This is a genomic window from Tundrisphaera macrotermitis (assembly GCF_051175315.1).
In the GTDB taxonomy this organism is placed as follows: Bacteria; Planctomycetota; Planctomycetia; order Isosphaerales; family Isosphaeraceae; genus Tundrisphaera.
The window spans coordinates 6,989,067-7,005,562 of record NZ_CP195100.1 but is presented as its reverse complement, the minus strand read 5'-3'; the positions used below and the strand labels follow the sequence as shown (position 1 = coordinate 7,005,562).

The following is a 16,496-nucleotide window of genomic DNA, read 5'->3' as shown; positions in this document are numbered from 1 at the left end:
CCGGTCGTCCCCGCCTCCTCCCCTCCCGCCCGGTGCATCCATGACGATCTTCGCGCGCAGCCTGCTCGCCCTCCTCGCCCTGGCCTCCGCCGCGAGGGGCGCCGGGCCCCCGTTCGATCGCGGCAACCTCGTGGCCTGGTGCATCGTCCCGTTCGACAGCCAGCACCGGGGCCCGGAGGACCGCGCGGCGATGCTGGAGCGGCTCGGCTTCGCGCGCTATGCCTACGACTGGCGGGCCGAGCACCTGCCCAGCTTCGACGCCGAGCTGGATGCCCTGGCGAAGCACCACGTCACCCTGTCGGCGGTCTGGTTCCCGGCGGCGCTCGACAAGGACGCGCGGACGATCCTCGATGCCCTCGGCCGCCGCCAGATCCACACCCAGTTGTGGGTCACGATGGGCGACCCGGCCCCCGGCAAGGACCAGGCGGCGAAGGTCGAAGCCGCCGCGAATCAACTCCGGCCGATCGTCGACGCGGCGGCCAAGATCGGCTGCTCGGTCGGCCTCTACAACCACGGCAGCTGGTTCGGCGAGCCCGAGAACGAGCTGGCGATCATCGCCGCGCTGGGCCGGCCCAACGTGGGCATCGTCTACAACCTCCATCACGGACACGACCATCTCGACCGCTTCCCGTCGATCCTGCGGAAGCTCCAGCCCCATCTCTATGCGATCAACCTCAACGGGATGGTCCGCGACGGCGAGAAGCTGGGCCGAAAAATCCTCCCGCTGGGGCAGGGGGACCAGGACCTCGCGCTCCTCCGGGCCATCCGGGAGAGCGGCTATCGCGGCCCGATCGGCATTTTGGGCCACACCCAGGACGACGCCGAGGCCCGGCTCCGCGACAACCTCGACGGCCTCGACTGGCTCACCCCGCAGCTCGAAGGCCGGCCCGCCGGGCCGAAGCCCACGCCGCGGACGCCGGTCGCCGCCGCCCCGGCCGAGCGCGGCACCGGCTGGGTCATCGCCGGACGGCCCGAGTATCGCTCCGCCCCGCTGATGCTCACGCTCCGGGCGCGCCTCGACGGCGCCGCCGACTTCAACATCCTGGCGGCCTGCGACCCCAAGGCCTCGGGCAACCACTGGGAGCTGTTCACCTGGCCCGGCACCGGCGCCCTGACCGCCTACCTGCCGGGGCGAGTCCCGGATCACGTCCGGTCCGACGCCGCCATCTGCGATGGCAAGTCGCATGAGCTGGGGCTGCGGATCGAGCGCGATCGCGTGATCCTGACGTGCGACGGCAAGACGGTCGGGGACCAGCCGGTCACGATGCGCGAGATGCCCGCGAAGCCGGGCGACCTCGCCTTCGGCCGGCTGGCGGAAGGGGGGATCGGCTGCGATGGCGCGATCGAATCGGCCACCCTGACCCGGGGCGATGAGCGGGTCGGCGATTGGCGGTTCGACCCGGCCGGCGCCGGCCCCGCCGAGGATCGGTCGCCGCTCCGCAACCCGGCGCGGTCCGCCAGGCCGACCAGGGCGGGCTCCGTCGAGCCGCCCGCCGGCGACCCGCTCCAACCGGTCGACCCCCGGCTCAAGGTCGCGCGGATCGACCGCGCGGCGAGCGACGCCTACATGGCGGTGAAGGTGGACGGGGCGGGCTCCGTGTTCGTCGGCGGCCGGGCCTCGGTCTACGCCTTCGACCCCGACCGCGCCGGCGGCTACGGCCCTCGGCAGGAGATCCTCCGGTTCCCCGACCCCTCGGTCATCATCGGCCTGGAGTTCCGGGGGGATGACCTCTACGTCCTCACGGCGAGCGCCCTCTACCTGGTGCCCGGCGGCCGGGTCCGCCGCGAGGGGCTGGTCCCCCGCCGGCTGGTCTGGGGACTGCCCCTGGACTACCACGTCAGCTTCCATTGCCTGGCCTGGGGGCTGGACGGGGACCTCTACCTGACCCACGGCGACCCGCTGCTCAACTACGGCCTCGACGACCGCCCCGACCACTGGGGCCACTGGGTCTTGCATTCGCAGCCCGAGGGGACCGAGGTGCCGTACACGGGTTCGGGGGCGGTCCTCCGGGTCCGGCCCGACGGCAGCGGCCTGCGGGTGGTGGCCGGCGGGCTGCGGGGGCCGGTGGGTTTGGCGTTCGACCCGGCCGGCAACCTGTTCACCAACGACAACGACCACGAGAGCCGCGCCGACCTGTATGCCCCGGCGCGGCTCCTCCACGCCTCGCCGGGGGCCGACTTCGGCTGGCCCCGGGGCTGGATGGCGTCGATGAGCCCCGACCGCGCCGACCTCCTGGAGCCGATGATCGCCACCCTGGGCCGGGGCGTCCCGTGCGACCTCGCCTACGCCGACGGGCCCGCCCCCGGCCTCTTGATGTGCCGGTGGGATCGGATGGCGGTCAACCTCTACGCCCTGGAGCCCCGGGGGGCGAGCTTCGCGGCGGTTGAAAAGCCGTTCCTCCAGGGCCGCGACGACGCCCGGCCGGTCGGCGTGGCGGTCGGCCCGGACGGCCGCGTCTATGTCACCAGCCTGTACCTGGCCGGCAACGTCGTCACGCCCGAATGCCCCAGCGACCTCGTCGTGATCTCCGACGGGAAGGCCCCCGCTTCCGCCCGCGACGTGGCCGCGCTGCCGGACCCCGGCCTCTGGGACGAGCTGGCTTCCCCCTCCACGACCCGCCGCTGGCGGGCCCACGGCGAGATCCTCCGCCGGGGCGGGCCGCTGCTCGACGACGCCGCCCGCCGTCTCGGCGATGCCCAACCCGGCGACCCGGCCCGCGTCCACCTGGCCTGGCTGGCCGCCGCCGGAGGGTCCGACGCCGCCGGCCGGGTCGTCCGGTCCTGGGCCGCCGACCCCGACCCCGCCCTGCGGCTCCAGGCCGTCCGCATCCTGTCCGAGTTCCCCCGGCTCAACCCCACGCCCGACACGTTCGCCCGGGCCCTGGACGATGCCGACCCGCGCGTGGCGCTGGCCGCTTTGGGGTCCTACCTCGGGTCGACGCTCCCCCCGCCGACCCCCCCGGTGGCCCGGCTGGCGGCCTCGCCCGACACCTATCTCCGCCAGGCGGCGTCCCGCCTGCTCGCGCTCCGCGCGAACCTGGACGAGTTGAACGCCCTGCGGGCCGACGCCTCCCCCGCCGCCCGCCTGGCCGGCGTCCTGGCGGCCGGGGCCCGGCTGACGGTGGTGCCGACGGACGACCGCCCGCCGTCGGCGGTCCCGCTGTTCTTCCCGGCCGACAACCCGTTCTTCCACGGGGTGATCTCGTTCGCCGCGCCCCACGGAGCGGTCAACCTCCGCGACCTCGGCCCGATCGGCAGCTACACCACCGCCCAACGCTGGAAGGCCGTCGCCCCGACCGCCGACCAGCTCGCCCTGGTCGACCTCCTGTCCTCGGCCCTGTCCGACCCCGACGCCCGGGTCGTCTCCCAGTCCGCCTTCTTCCTCGGCCTGCTCCGCGACCCGGCCATCGAGCCCCGGGTTGCCTCGGCACGGCGCGACCTGCGCACCCGCGCCCTGGCCGGCGCGCCCGACCGCCCGATCCCCCGCGCCTGGGCCCTGGCCACGACGGCCGACCTGCCCATCCCCGCCGGACCCGGCGGCATCGACCCGGCGGTTTCCCAACCGTCGCCGGCCGGCCCGATCCCCTGGCTCGAAGCGTCGGGCGACGGCGGCCGGTTCGACGGCCCCGCCGGCTACCGCCTGTTCCGGCTCGAAAGCCCCGCCAAAGGCCCAGCCTTCCTCCTGGCCCGATCGCCGGCCCCCGTCGCCGCCTGGCACGACGACCGACCCCTGGAACCGCCGGTCGACGGCCGGATTTCCCTGGACCTCCGGCCCGGCCGCAACGACATCCTGGTTCGCGTCGGCGACCGGGTCGAACTCCGCTATCGCGCCCCCGCCGAGGTCGCGGCCACGCTGCCCGAGCGTCGCGACGCCGCCCCGACCGTCGCCGCGGCGGCCGCCTCCGACTTCGCCCGCGTCGACTGGCCCGAGGCGGCCCGCCGGGGCGACCCGGCGCGGGGCCGGGCCCTGTTCGAGTCGATCGGCTGCGCCCGGTGCCACGCCGTCGCCCCCGGGCAGGCGGGCGGCGGGGGCCCCAGCCTGGCCGACGCCCGGGGCCGCCTGACAGTGCCCCACCTGGTCGAGTCGATCCTGGACCCCGACCGCCAGGTGGCCGACCCCTTCAAGGCGACCCAAATCGCCACCGCCGACGGCCGCGTCCGCTCCGGCCTGATCCTCTCCGAGGACGCCGACCGCCTGGAACTCCTGCTGCCCGACGCCAGCCGCGAGACGATCCCCAAGGCCGACCTGGAAGAACGCTCCGCCGCCCCCCATTCCCCCATGCCCGCCGGCCTGGTCCGGACGCCCGACGACCTCAAGCACCTGCTCGCCTACCTCCTCGCCGACCGGCCCAAGGCCCCGTGATGATCCAGGTCGGATCCGGGAACGTGCCGTTGCCGCTCGCCCTTGCATTCAGGAAGAAAGCGATCCATCGTCATGTCCCTTTCATTCGCTCGTGAAACTCCATCGAATCCAGGCATCGTTCGGGAAGGAGGATGCGCCATGCGGCGATCGATGATGTCGGTGGTGATCGCGATGAGTCTCGGGGGCTTCGGCTCCCGTGCGTCGGGCGGCCCGGTCCCCCCGGCGGCCCCGGCCCCGGCCCCGTTCCCGATCATCGCCTGGGACTACGCCGACGATGAACCGACGCTGCGTTCGATGGCCGATTGCGGGATCAATGCCGTGGCCTTCGTGCCGGAGCGGGCGCTCGACCTTTGCGGCCAGCTGGGGCTGAAGGCGATCGTCTACCACCCCGACCTGACGCCGCCCCGCTGGGACCAGCCCTTCCGCAGCGAAGGGGCGATCCGCATCCTGCCCGACCTGGTGAAGCGGGTGAACGACCATCCCGCGGTGATGGGCTATCACCTCAAGGACGAGCCCGACCCCGGCCAGTTCGACGAACTCGGCAAGGCGGTCGCGGAGGTCGGGCGACTGGCCCCCGGGAAGTGGGGCTACATCAACCTGCCCCCGGGCATGGGGAAGGGGTACGACGGATATCTCGACCTGTTCGTGAAGCAGTGCCGGCCGACGATCCTTTCTTACGACAACTATCCGCTGGGGCAGGACGGGAGCTTCTCCTACGGATACTGGGCCAACATCGCCCAGGTCCGCAATGCGGGCCTGCGCCACGGCCTCCCGTTCCAGACGATCATGCTGAGCGTGGCCCACCTCACCTACGCCGAGCCCACGCCGGCCTCGCTCCGGCTCCAGGTCTACGGGGCCCTCGCGTATGGGGCGCGGGGGATCAGCTACTACAAATTCATCAGCCGCGAGCTGCCCATCCTGGAGGCGCCCGACCTGGGCGACTGGCGAGGCGCCCCGCTCGACCAGTTCCTGGAGAAGACGCCGACCTGGGACTTCATGCGGAACACGAACCGGCAGGTCCGCAACCTCGGGCCGACCCTCCTGAAGCTGCGCTCCGACGCGGTCTACCACGTCGGCGAGGTCCCCGAGCAGAACCGGGGCATCGGCGACGACTCGCTGCTCAAGGGCCTGCTGGCCGGCGAGTCGTTCCTGATCGGCGAGTTCACCCACGAGGACGGATCGCGCTGGATGATGATCGTGAACAAGCACCTCCGGAACGCGACCCCGTGCCGCCCGGACTTCCGCGACCCGCCGGCGAAGATCGAATACATTTCCCCGGTCACGGGCGAGTTGAAGCCGTTCCCGAACCCCTGGTACAACCTCCCCCCGGGCCAGGGGGTCCTGCTCAAGCTGACCCCTCGGGCGAAGTGACCCCGCCCCAACCCGGGAACATGCGTAGCGACCCCGCCCCCCGAAACCCGATCAGCCCTCGCGAAGCACGCCTCGCGTGAAACCCTCCCAACGCGGCCAATCCCCCCCCCCTTGACAGATCCACGTTTGCACGGATTCGCCCGGGGTTAGGGGGGCGGGCCTGGTCGGTGTTTCCAAACGATTCGGAGTCATCTTTGCGTCGCCGGAACGTATCAATTCCGTTGGGCGGAAGTAATCCGAAACCAAAAACCAAGCCTGACCTCCGCGACCTGTAAGGGGGTACCGCCCACCTCATCATATGAGCTTACGGTGGGCGGTACCCACCTTATGAGACTTGTCTATCAGGCGATGGTAGGGTGTCTGATTAATCTGGGAAATGGACAAGGTAATCACAAGTAGGCTTGTTTTTGGCCAACTTGTCCGCTATATAAAGAAAAACATTCGATCACGAGATAATGTCTAACATTCCCAGGTGATACCTCGTATACTATGTGCGGCGGGATCCCCGCTTTACCCCAGAGAAAGGAATGTGCAAGAATGTCTGTGTCCATCGCTCAGAATGTTCGGGCTTATGCCGCTGCTGGTATCGGCCGCGGCCACATTACTGTGAATGTCACCGTCACGAATCAAGGGCCTGAAACTATTTTCGGGTCTTCGCAGGCGGTCCATTTTACCGTGCGCAACTCCCAGAATCAGTATCTCCAGCTGAAGCGCACCAATGACCCGTCGATCAAAGACATGACCGGTCCGATTGGGACTGATCAGTCGTTCGAGACTATCGTCCATTTCGACACCGTTGCCGCCAATGTCGGCGAGGAATACTTCATCACCTGTATTTTCGACCAGACGGGCAATACCGATACAGCGTCCTTCACTTTTAGGCCGATTTACCTCGAGACGCCGGGTCAGCCTCCCTTCAATCAATGAGGCAAAGCAACCCCTGAGCATGACGAGCAACCGCCCCCGGTTTCTGCGGCCGGGGGTTTTTATAGAGACTTCAGCGTTAGAATCTGTTTCTAATTTTCACATCGTTACGAATTTGGTAACGTTCGATTGTGCCAGGTTTCAGAAAACCAAAGCAAGATCTAACTCCGAATCTTCCAAGACTAAATCCTGTGTTTCCTGAATGTAATTTGATGCTAATGTGATGATTCCTGTAGGGTGCGCCGCCCACCTCATCATATGAGCCTGCGGTGGGCGGTGCCCACCCTACAAAACTGCCCTCCGGATTAGTGCCGAAGCCGACGATCTGGCCGCGGTCGTTGATGTCCATACCCTGTGGAAGGCCCAGCCGGTATCCTCACGCCCTCCCGGGCGGCAGTTCGAAGACCTGATCGGCGCCGCCGAGGATTTTGCCGCCGACCCGCAATCGCAGCTTCGCGGACGCCGCCACGCCCGCCCGCAGCCTCAAGGTCGCCCGGCCCGTCGCCGGGTCGAACGCGGCCGCCTTCAGGGGCAGGGTGCGGGCGTAGACCGTGGCATGGCGTCGCCCCGTGCCGAGGGCCAGCCGGTACATCGCGGCCTTCCCGGCGGGGACGGCCTCGGGCGATCCGGAGTACTGGACGACGACCCGCACGATCTTCCCCCGGTTCCTCACGACCTGGATGTCCGCCACGGCGGTGGCGGGCATCGGCCCGATGGGCGTCGCGGGCGGGGTGGCGGGCGGCGGCACGATGGTCAGCGTGCCGGGCCGGAAGGTGATGGAATAGTCGGGCGAGGACGCCCCGCTCGCGAGGATCGGATAGGTGCCGGCCGGGCTGGAGGCACTCGCGAGGGATTCGAGGGCCAGGGCCGTCGCCAGGCTCGCCGCGGTGTCCCCGTTGACGAATCCGGAATAGGAGGCGGTGAACGGCGGAGGGGCGGCCCCGAGCGGCGAGGAGGCGTCATCCGCGACGATCAGCAGGGGGGCCGGCGTCACCAGCAGGACGGCCGGGCTGTCCATGTCATGGCTGCCCGAGAGTTCCGCCGGGTCGGCCGGGTCGAAGATGGCCGAGACGCCGTGGTAGCCGGCATGGAGGCCCGCCGCCGCGAAGGAGGCCCGACCGGCGGCGTCGACCGGCACGGGCGCGCCGGATGCGACCCCGTCGACGTAGAACTGCACCGTGCCCGAGGGCGTGGCGGCCCCCGGCGTGCCGGCCGACACGACGGCCGTGAACGTCGCCGCCTGGCCATAGGCGGAGGCCGACGAGTCGGGGGCGACGACCGTCGTGGTCGCGGCCGGGACGACGGTTTGGGTGAACGTCTCGCTCTCGGCGAACAGCCCGTCGACGCCGTTGTAGACGGCCCAGACCGCGTGCGTGCCGGCGGCCAGGGACGGATCGGTGAAGCTCGCCGTCCCGTCGGCCCGCATGGGCACCGGCTCGCCGCGGTTGGCCCCGTCCACCACGAACTGGACGGACCCGCCGTGGCTCAGGCGGTCCGGTCGCGAGGCCGTGAAGGTGATCGGCTGCCCCCGGGGCGCCGAGGCGGCGTCCGAGGTGAGGTCCAGGCCCGGGGCGATCGTGAGCGTGTGCGAACTGTCGGACGACGGGGCGAATGTCCCGGCGTTGACGACCACACGCCGGGTGTATTCAAACTGGATCTCCCCCGGCCCGGTGATGATGGGATGGGGGAATGGGTCGACAACGTAGCTGAATGTATGGCCCGGGCCGCCGCTGTAGCTCGCCTCGATCGTATAGACCCCCGGCGCCGTACCCCCCGGCACGGTGTAGATCGCGTAGTTGAGCACCTGCACGTCGCCCGTCGAGCCGGCCACCGCGCCCGAACTCGTCACGTCATACGAGACGGGCTCGCCGATGACTTTCGCCCCGTCCAGGATCCGGAAGGTCATCGTCCCGCCGTCGCTGATCTGATCCCCCGACGTGGCGTAGGCCACGAGCGCGATCGCCCGATCCCCATGGCTGTAGGCGGCGGCCTGATCCTGCGCGAAGGTCGCCGAAGCCTGCAGCGTTGCCGGCGGCGACGAGGCGTCGAGGAGCCTGCGCGGTTCCAACCCCTCGGCGCGAGGATTCAGGCCGCGACGACGCGGCGGATGGCCGGGGGACGCGAGTGCGAACGGGAGGTAACGCATGGTGGGCGATCCCTTCTTCATCCTCGATCGGGCATGATCCCGGGCGATCGAGACCCGGGAAACCTTGATCCGCACGATTTCGACGGACGATCGAGGGCTCGGCGACCTCGAACGCCCGTTCCGCCGGGAATATTGAGGGTGAACACCATTATTCATCGCTGATCCGATGGATGCAAGCTAAAGAGCACCGTGGATTGGGCGCTGAATGAAATATCATATGAGCTAATGACCGAAGGGCCCCAGCCCGCGAGACTGGATGAGACGGGCCTGACATGATTGAATAGATGGAGCGATGGTGCGATTTTCCTCCCCCCCGAGATGGCTCCATGTTCAAGCGTCTTGCCGATATCGCCAAGTCCGTCGTCGGCCCGGACCGCGAGCCAGCCCCCGTCGTCGAATTCCGCTCGGTCATGATCCAGACGCTGAAGAACCCGCCGAAAGGTGGGGTCGACCTGGCCGAGATCCGGGCGAAGACGGGTGTCTCGGACGAGGGGGCATCCAAGGTCATCGCCGAACTCTACCTGCGATTCGCCCGCAAGGTCGCCGCCGATGGGGTGATCACGGACGCCGAGAGGTCGAAGTTGGACGGGCTGGCCGCCGTCCTCGGCCTCGACCGCCGAAAAGCCACCTCGATCGAGCAGATCGCAGGGGCCGAGGTCTATGAGGAGGCCGCTCAAGTCGCGATGGCCGACGGTGTCGTCACGCTGGAAGAGGCCGCCCACCTTGCGGAGATGCGCCGCAATCTCCTGCCCGAACCCGATGATGTCGACGACGAGGTCGAGGCGGACCTGGCCGCCATGTTCGATCGGGACGCATTCCGCGATGCGGTTGTCCGGGATTTCAAGGCGAATCCCGGGACATTCGATCTCCGAGCCTATGCGGACCACTCGGGGGCGCCTGACTCCGCGACCGCAGAAGTCGCCGACGAGTTATATGCCAAGTTCGCCATCAGGGTCTGTGCCGATGGCATCATCACCGCGGCGGAGCGTGGCCAACTCGATGCCCTGGCCAGGGCGTTCCACGTCGCCCCTTCCTGGGCGGCCCGGATCGAGGAAAGCGCCAGGCGAGATGCGTATCGCAGAGCCGTCCTGGAGGCCTTGGCCGATGGGGTCATCACCCCGCCGGAGGCGAGCCGTCTGGAATCGTTGAGGGTGACGCTAGGGATCACGACCAACGACGCAGCCCGGAGTGCGGGAGCGCTCGCCGCCGTGGCTTATGAAGCCCTGATCCGGAAGGTCATCGAATCGGGCGCCGCCGACCCTCGCGGCCTGCGGGAGGTCCAACGGTTCAAGAGCGGGCTGGGGCTTTCCGACGCCGACACCGTCGCGATGATCCGGGGCCGTGCCATCGACCTCTACCGCGAGGCATTCGCGGAGATTGTCCAGGACGGCGACATCACCCCACAGCAGGAGGAGTTGCTCGCCTGGCTCGAAGGAGAGACCGGCCTGGACGCGGCGGCGGTCGCCCCGTACGCCGAGCAGTTGGCCGAGGCGAAGCGATTGGCCGGATACCGCTCCGGCCGATTGCCCCTGGTCGAATCCCGAAAGCTCTTCAAAGGAGGAGAGACCTGCCATTGGGATTCCCCATGCCGCCTCCTCTATCAGACGGCCAAGGATTCCAAACAGGTCGAAGGGGAACTGGTCGCGACAACCAAGCGGATCATGTTCGTCTCGCCGACCCGCAGCTTCTCGTTCGCCCCCTGGAAGGTCGTGGATATCGAGGGCGTCGGCCCCCGCGTCAGGATCAAGACGGACGCCCGGCAAGGGAACGGCGACTACTACGTCACCCGACCGAAAGACCTGGAGGCGATCCTGATCGGCCTTGCCAAAAGAGGTAAGTACACCGCATCGAATGGGACCGGGTCGGAGAAGAGCCGGCACATCCCGGGCGATGTCAAGCGTGCGGTCTGGGCTCGGGATGGCGGGCGATGCGTGCAATACCAGGACGACCGCTACCTGGAATTCGATCACATCATCCCGCATACGCTGGGTGGGGCGAACACGTTTGGCAATGTTCAACTGCTATGCAGGAAATGCAACAACGAGAAACGAGATCGAATCTGACCGAGTGTCGTCATCGGGGGGACGGTCAGCCGGTCACGGGCCCGACTCACGGCGGCTGGGCAGCTGTGGTTGGCTTGCCGACCACGGCCGCCCCGCCGGGCCTAGAAAAGCAGCTGGCCGGTGGTGGAAATTTTGAATTTGCCTCCAAATCCGGTCTCGTACAGTGCGCCGCCGGCGGTCGGCGAAGGGATGCCGGCGGACAGCAATGCCACACGGCATCCGCTTCTCGACAGGGCTGATGTGAGAGCCATCCCGATTTCCCCGGGAACATCCGTGAACACGATGGGCTTCTCGACTCCATTGATGGAATAACTCTTGAGATAGATCCTGCACGTGCTCGTGCCCCATTCCGTGCTCGTGAGGGGGTCCCATGAGGGATAATCCCACTCGACCTTCTCGACCTCATCGATGCCGGCGTAGATGAAATCCATGGGCAATCCCCGCAACTCGAAGTGCTGGTCAGGGGCCGCTCAAGGCGGTCGCGAGTTCACGAAGGATGTCCTCGCCGAGCCCCACGCTCTTGAGGGCCCGGGAGCCGTTGCTGGGGCCGCCCTTGAGCAGGGCGACATCCGCCTTCGAAAGGCCGTATTCCTTCTCGATCTTCCCCGGTTCGGCCTTGATGGCTTGCAGCCTGCTGCGGTCCTGGGCGAGCTGCACGAGGAGCCGGACGACCGGCACCGACAGGCTGCCGCTGTAGCCGTTGCCCAGCAGGGTTTTGAGGGTGCCGTTATAACCTTGAAGGACCTCGTCGCGGACACCCAGTTGGCGTAGGGACCCGGAAAAACCGTCGTTCGGGTCGTTCGCCAGGAGTGCGATGTCTTCCAGGGAGAGCCCGGCTTCCTGAACCGACTTGTCGGGATGAGCGGCGAAGGATTCGACGTGCTTCTCGCCGCCCTGAATCATCTGGACGAAGAATCTGGCCATGGGTAGCGTCAGGATCGGGACTTCGCGATTCCCGCCCGGCGTGGCCTCGCCGGCTCCGAGGACGGGGATGCCGCCCGGCGTGCCGAGCTTGTAACTGACCGAGGACGAATACCCATGGTCTGTGGAAAGCCTGATGACACAAGGGGCGAGGTCGAGAAGGTCGAACACGAGCGTCTCTCTGACGAGCCTCTCGCACTCGTCTCCGTTGGCGCGATGCACGAGCTTCATGACGGCTTGGGGTGGCAATGAAAGCAAGTAATTCCCGCTCCAAACCAGTTCGAAATCGTGCCGTTCGCAGCCTCCCGAGTACGTGACATCGACCTTCAACTGGTCGTCATCGACAACCACCCGCGTGACGGTGAAATCGTCGCCCGCGGCGGGTGAGCCCGATGACACGGTCGGGACGCGCACCGTGACCTGATTGCCAGCTCCGTGGACTCGGATGCCCTTCACCCGCTCGGGAGGGATGCCTTCCAGGGGGTCCGACCCCGAGCTGGTTGTGGCGAATCCGAGGACCGTGCGGGCGGAGGGGATCAGGAACGTATCGGGCGGCACATCGACGACGAAATCGAATTCATAGATCCCGTTGGTCGGTGACGGATGGGGAATGAGCTGGGTCTTGTAACCGGACTGATGAGTTGCGGACGCACGACGGAAGGGGAAATCCTGCCCTTCCGGTTCGGAAACCCCGCCCGCCAGTTCGCGAGGTCGACCCGGGGTGATTCCATCGCGATCGAGAAGTTCCGGCAGCATGGCGAAAGCCCAGACGGTGATGCGTCCCTCCGGGGTCCTGATGATATCCAGGTTGACAGAAGCGATCCGGGGAGCTTTGGCGGCCATGATCTGCCCTCATCCATCTCTCAAGGCGACGCATGGTGGAAACACTGCATTCCACCATGCTCAGCTTGGGGTCTCGTCACATCGGTCTCATCTGTCCTGCCCGTCAACCTTCTCCGCGACGCCTCAAGATCCCCCGCCACCCGGGTTGACGCGGAAGTGGATCTCCTTCCCGTCAGAGAAGCGGACCGAGATCGATTCGTAATCCCCCGTGTACTTTGCCTGCTCGTAGACCGTCGGCAGGTCGACCAAAGGCTCCGGCCACTCGCCGGGCAACTGGCCGAGCTTGACTTCGAGGATGAGGATTTTCGGGTTGATCCCCTGGGGGGACGCCGGCTTCAAGTCAGCGTACTCTCCCGGGCCTCCCTTCTTATTGAGGACGCCCGAAACGTGGAGCACCCCCTGCGGGCCCTTCGTAGCCCAGGCCTTCCACACGAAACCTTCGTGCACCACGTATTGCTTCGGGCCGGTTGATTCGCCCTTGGTGTCTTGGGCCGAGGAGAGGCCGGCTGCCGAAAGGCAGAACCCGAGGGCGAGGACGGTCGATTTCCGCAGTCGCATGGGAACCCTCCGAACTAAAATTGGCAATGGGCAAGGCACCCGGGTAAAAGAGCCGAGCGGCATGCCCAAGTCAAGGATGCTTCTCCGATGTATCACTGAATCCCACGTCGCCCGATCGCGTGTGCGGTAAGCCAATATTTATGCATGAATGGAGATCCGGCAAAAACGCCCGATGCCGCGACTCCCAAGGACCACCGGCCTGCCCATTTCAAGGCCCAGACTGAATCCTGCTTCGAAATCAAAGCCGTGGTCGGCTTGCCGACCCCGGCGCCGGCGATCCTGGCACGCGCTCGATCCGGAAGAACGCCTGAGCCCTCCGACTCGTCGGCGACTCGGGTGGTAGCCGCTCACGGCCAACCGGGGCCGGTTCAGTCCCCAGCCTGTTCAAGCCGTTAGGAAGGCCATGGCGATTCGGTCTCAAGCCCCTGCCGCCCGGGCGTTCATGGGCCCGGCTCGCGGCGGTGCCCGAGCCGTTTCAGGAGTGGCTCGGAGGGGACCTGCGCCGACGCCTCGGCGGGCAAACGCATCCCGGCCGGGGCACGGCCGTAGATGAACCTGGAGGCGGAAGGCCGTCGCAGGGCGGAGGGTTCGATCCACCAGAGGCGCCACCGGCCGTCTGCACGTTGGGCCAGGACGCCGTACCCCTTCGCCTCCCTCCACCGGACGCTCGCGATGAAGAAGCCTTCCTCCTTGTGATTCCGCGCCTCCCCGGACAGGGCCCCGCCCATGAACGGGTCGACCGCGTCAGCGACGACCTTGGAGTGATACCAGGGGAGCGTCCCGATCCCTTGGGAATCCTCGGCGATCAGGCAGAAGTTTTCGCAGCCCTTCGGTATCGGGCCAACCTTCACGTCGACCCAATCCGCGGGGGATGTGACCTTGGTGATGGCGAGCCAGGGGATTGTGACGATGAGGAATGCGAACAAGCAGCCCCGGGTGGATTTCGTCCGGGCGGGCTCGTCGGTCATGGAATCCCCCCGGAGGTGCGTCACATGGCGATCGTCCCGACCTGTCCGATCGTCGATGTCGTCTCCCTCTCATGATCTCCCGGCCCTCGGGAGCGGGGTAGGGGGGGCCGCACGGGCCGGGGGAACCGGGCCGGCCGGGAAAAAGGAGGGAATGAGCGATCCGCTGCCGCCGATCCGGGGTTTGATCGGGGGGCGGGGTGTCGGGCGTCGCGTCGGGGGGACATCGGCGGATGTCGGCCCGAGGCGCGTTGCCCGCGATGTCGGGGCGGACTAGGATAGGGGATGGAAGCCATGACCAGGACGATGTCCGAGCCGGCCGGCGCGGCGATGGGGCCGGATCGGCCCGCGCCGGGGGCCGGGGATCGCCGCGACGAGCGGACCGAGGAGCGCCGAACCGTGTCGAATCGATGGTTCACCCGCCTGGTCGGGAAGGTTTCGGGGCCGGTGGTCGGGCTCGCCGAACGGGTGCTCGGGCCCGGGGTGCGGTACGGCCGCGACCTGCCCGCCGTGGCGGTGAGCCTCGCGTTCCACGGGGCCCTGCTCGCCGCCCTGGGCGTGATGGGCTATGCCGCCCAGGCGGAGATCCGCCGCGACATGACCGGGGCGGTGGTGGACACCGCGATCCCGGCCTTCGATAAGGCCGAGATCCAGGAGATGGACGAGGAGATGACCGCCAACCCGGAAGGCTCCAGCGCCCCGGTGCTGGCCCCGCTGGCCGTGGCCGGCTCCGCCCCGATCCTGGTGGCCTCCAGGTCCGACTCCTCCGACCACATGACCCTGAGCGACCTGAAGGTCACCCGCCCCGGCGACCTGGTCATGCCGGCCGCCGCCACGTTGAGCCAGGCGGTGTCGATCCGCGGCAGCGGGGCCGAGCACGTCGGCGGGGTGGAAGGGGCCGTCGACCGCGTCGCCCTGGAGATCCTCGGGCGGCTGGAACGCGGCCGGACCCTGGTGATCTGGGCGTTCGACGCCTCGGGCAGCCTCCAGGCCGAGCGTGAGAAGCTGGCCGGCCACATCGAGCAGGTCTATGCCCACATCGACGAGCTGGACCAGAGCCGGATCTCCGCCGACGAGGCCCTGCTGACCCAGGTGATCGCCTTCGGCCAGGACCGCAAGGCCATGACCCCGGCCCCCACCGCCGACCGCGCCGCCATCGTCCAGGCGATCAAGGACGTCCCGCTCGACGCGACCGGCGTGGAGACCACGTTCCAGACCGTCGCCGAGATCTCCCGGAAGTGGGGCAAGTTCAAGAACGACAAGGGGGCCTACCACCCCATCATCATCGTGGTCACCGACGAGGTCGGCGACGACGAGCAGAACCTCGAAGGGGCGATCTCCGCGGCCAACGCCGCCAAGGTCCCGGTTTATGTCCTGGGCTCGCCGGCCCTGTTCGGCAAGCTCGAAGGGCGGATGGACTACACCGACCCCAAGACCAAGAAGACCTTCCGCAACCTGCCCGTCCGCCAGGGGCCGGAGAGCGTGGCCCTGGAGCAGATCCGCCTGCCGTTCTGGTACAACGGCGACCAGTACGACAACCTCGACGCCGGGTTCGGCCCCTATGCCCTGAGCCGCCTGGCCGGGGCCACCGGGGGAATCTACTTCATCACCCGGCTCGGGCCCAGCCGGCTCAGCTTCGACCCCAACGGGATGCGCGAGTACCGGCCCGACTGGGTCAGCAAGGCCCAGTACGAGCAGGCGCTGGCCAAGGACCCGATCCGCGGCGCCGTGATCCAGGCCGCCCTGATCACCCAGCAGAACCTGCCCGGGCAGCCCGGCCTGGTCTTCCCGCCGGCCGACGCCCCCGAGTTCAAGGAGGCGATGACCAACAACCAGGAGATCGTCGCCCGGATCGCCTACACGGTCGACGAGGCGCTGGTGCCGATCTCCGCCGTGGCCAAGCAGCGCGACCGGGAGACCTCGCGGCGGTGGCAGGCCCACTTCGACCTGATCCGGGGCCGCCTCATGGCGATGAAGATCCGGTGCTACGAGTACAACACCGCCTGCGCCCGGATGAAGCGCGAGCCGATGAAGTTCAAGAAGGAAAGCTCCAACGCCTGGAGGCTGGCCCCGACCGAGACCATCGACTCCGGGGCCAAGGTCGCGGCCGTCGCCGTCGAGGCCAAAAGGCTCCTGGAAGGCGTGGTCAAGGACCATCCCAACACCCCCTGGGCCCTGCTGGCCCAGCGCGAGCTGAAGGACCCGATGGGCTTCCAGTGGGTCGAGACCAAGGTCCCGCCCCTGCCCAAGCGCATGGAATCCGAGGCCGCCGCCAAGAAGAAGGCGATGACCAAGCCGGCCATGAAGCCCGAGGAGCCGCCCAAGCTGTGACCCGCGCCGGG

10 protein-coding genes are annotated in these 16,496 nt (G+C 68.1%); 5 read left to right on the top strand and 5 right to left on the bottom strand.

All coding sequences use genetic code 11. The annotated features are described in order from the left end of the window. Positions 1-40: 40 nt before the first annotated feature. The 3 genes from TA3x_RS28350 (at position 41) to TA3x_RS28340 (ending at position 6,661) form a co-directional block, all read left to right on the top strand. Positions 41-4,363, top strand: coding sequence for a TIM barrel protein (locus TA3x_RS28350; protein ID WP_435018031.1), 4,323 nt, complete (start codon positions 41-43; stop codon positions 4,361-4,363). A gap of 138 nt (positions 4,364-4,501) precedes the next feature. Further along, a complete protein-coding gene (locus TA3x_RS28345; RefSeq protein ID WP_435018030.1) occupies positions 4,502-5,734 on the top strand; it encodes a hypothetical protein in 1,233 nt (410 codons plus the stop codon). A gap of 537 nt (positions 5,735-6,271) precedes the next feature. Next, entirely contained in the window at positions 6,272-6,661 is a 390-nt protein-coding gene (locus TA3x_RS28340; RefSeq protein WP_435018029.1) for a hypothetical protein, read from the top strand. Positions 6,662-7,034: 373 nt separating this feature from the next. On the opposite strand, the gene TA3x_RS28335 is transcribed toward TA3x_RS28340, so the two are convergent. Continuing rightward, positions 7,035-8,804, bottom strand: coding sequence for an Ig-like domain repeat protein (locus tag TA3x_RS28335; protein WP_435018028.1), 1,770 nt, complete (start codon positions 8,802-8,804; stop codon positions 7,035-7,037). A 326-nt stretch (positions 8,805-9,130) separates the two neighbouring features. Here TA3x_RS28335 and TA3x_RS28330 point away from each other — a divergent pair, with 326 nt between their 5' ends. Then, a complete protein-coding gene (locus TA3x_RS28330) occupies positions 9,131-10,867 on the top strand; it encodes an HNH endonuclease (RefSeq protein ID WP_435018027.1) in 1,737 nt (578 codons plus the stop codon). Between the two features lie 101 nt (positions 10,868-10,968). Here TA3x_RS28330 and TA3x_RS28325 read toward each other — a convergent pair whose 3' ends face one another. The 4 genes from TA3x_RS28325 to TA3x_RS28310 all read right to left on the bottom strand — a co-directional run bounded on the left by TA3x_RS28325 (position 10,969) and on the right by TA3x_RS28310 (position 14,157). Beyond that, on the bottom strand, positions 10,969-11,298 hold the full coding sequence (locus TA3x_RS28325) for a hypothetical protein (RefSeq protein ID WP_435018026.1): 330 nt from the start codon (positions 11,296-11,298) through the stop codon (positions 10,969-10,971). Between the two features lie 28 nt (positions 11,299-11,326). Further along, positions 11,327-12,631: a hypothetical protein gene (locus tag TA3x_RS28320; protein WP_435018025.1), complete on the bottom strand. Its 1,305-nt coding sequence runs from the start codon at positions 12,629-12,631 to the stop codon at positions 11,327-11,329. 123 nt (positions 12,632-12,754) lie between these two features. Continuing rightward, positions 12,755-13,189: a hypothetical protein gene (locus TA3x_RS28315; protein WP_435018024.1), complete on the bottom strand. Its 435-nt coding sequence runs from the start codon at positions 13,187-13,189 to the stop codon at positions 12,755-12,757. 440 nt (positions 13,190-13,629) lie between these two features. Further along, positions 13,630-14,157: a hypothetical protein gene (locus tag TA3x_RS28310; protein ID WP_435018023.1), complete on the bottom strand. Its 528-nt coding sequence runs from the start codon at positions 14,155-14,157 to the stop codon at positions 13,630-13,632. Between the two features lie 291 nt (positions 14,158-14,448). Here TA3x_RS28310 and TA3x_RS28305 point away from each other — a divergent pair, with 291 nt between their 5' ends. Further along, a complete protein-coding gene (locus TA3x_RS28305) occupies positions 14,449-16,485 on the top strand; it encodes a vWA domain-containing protein (protein WP_435018022.1) in 2,037 nt (678 codons plus the stop codon). Positions 16,486-16,496 lie beyond the last annotated feature (11 nt).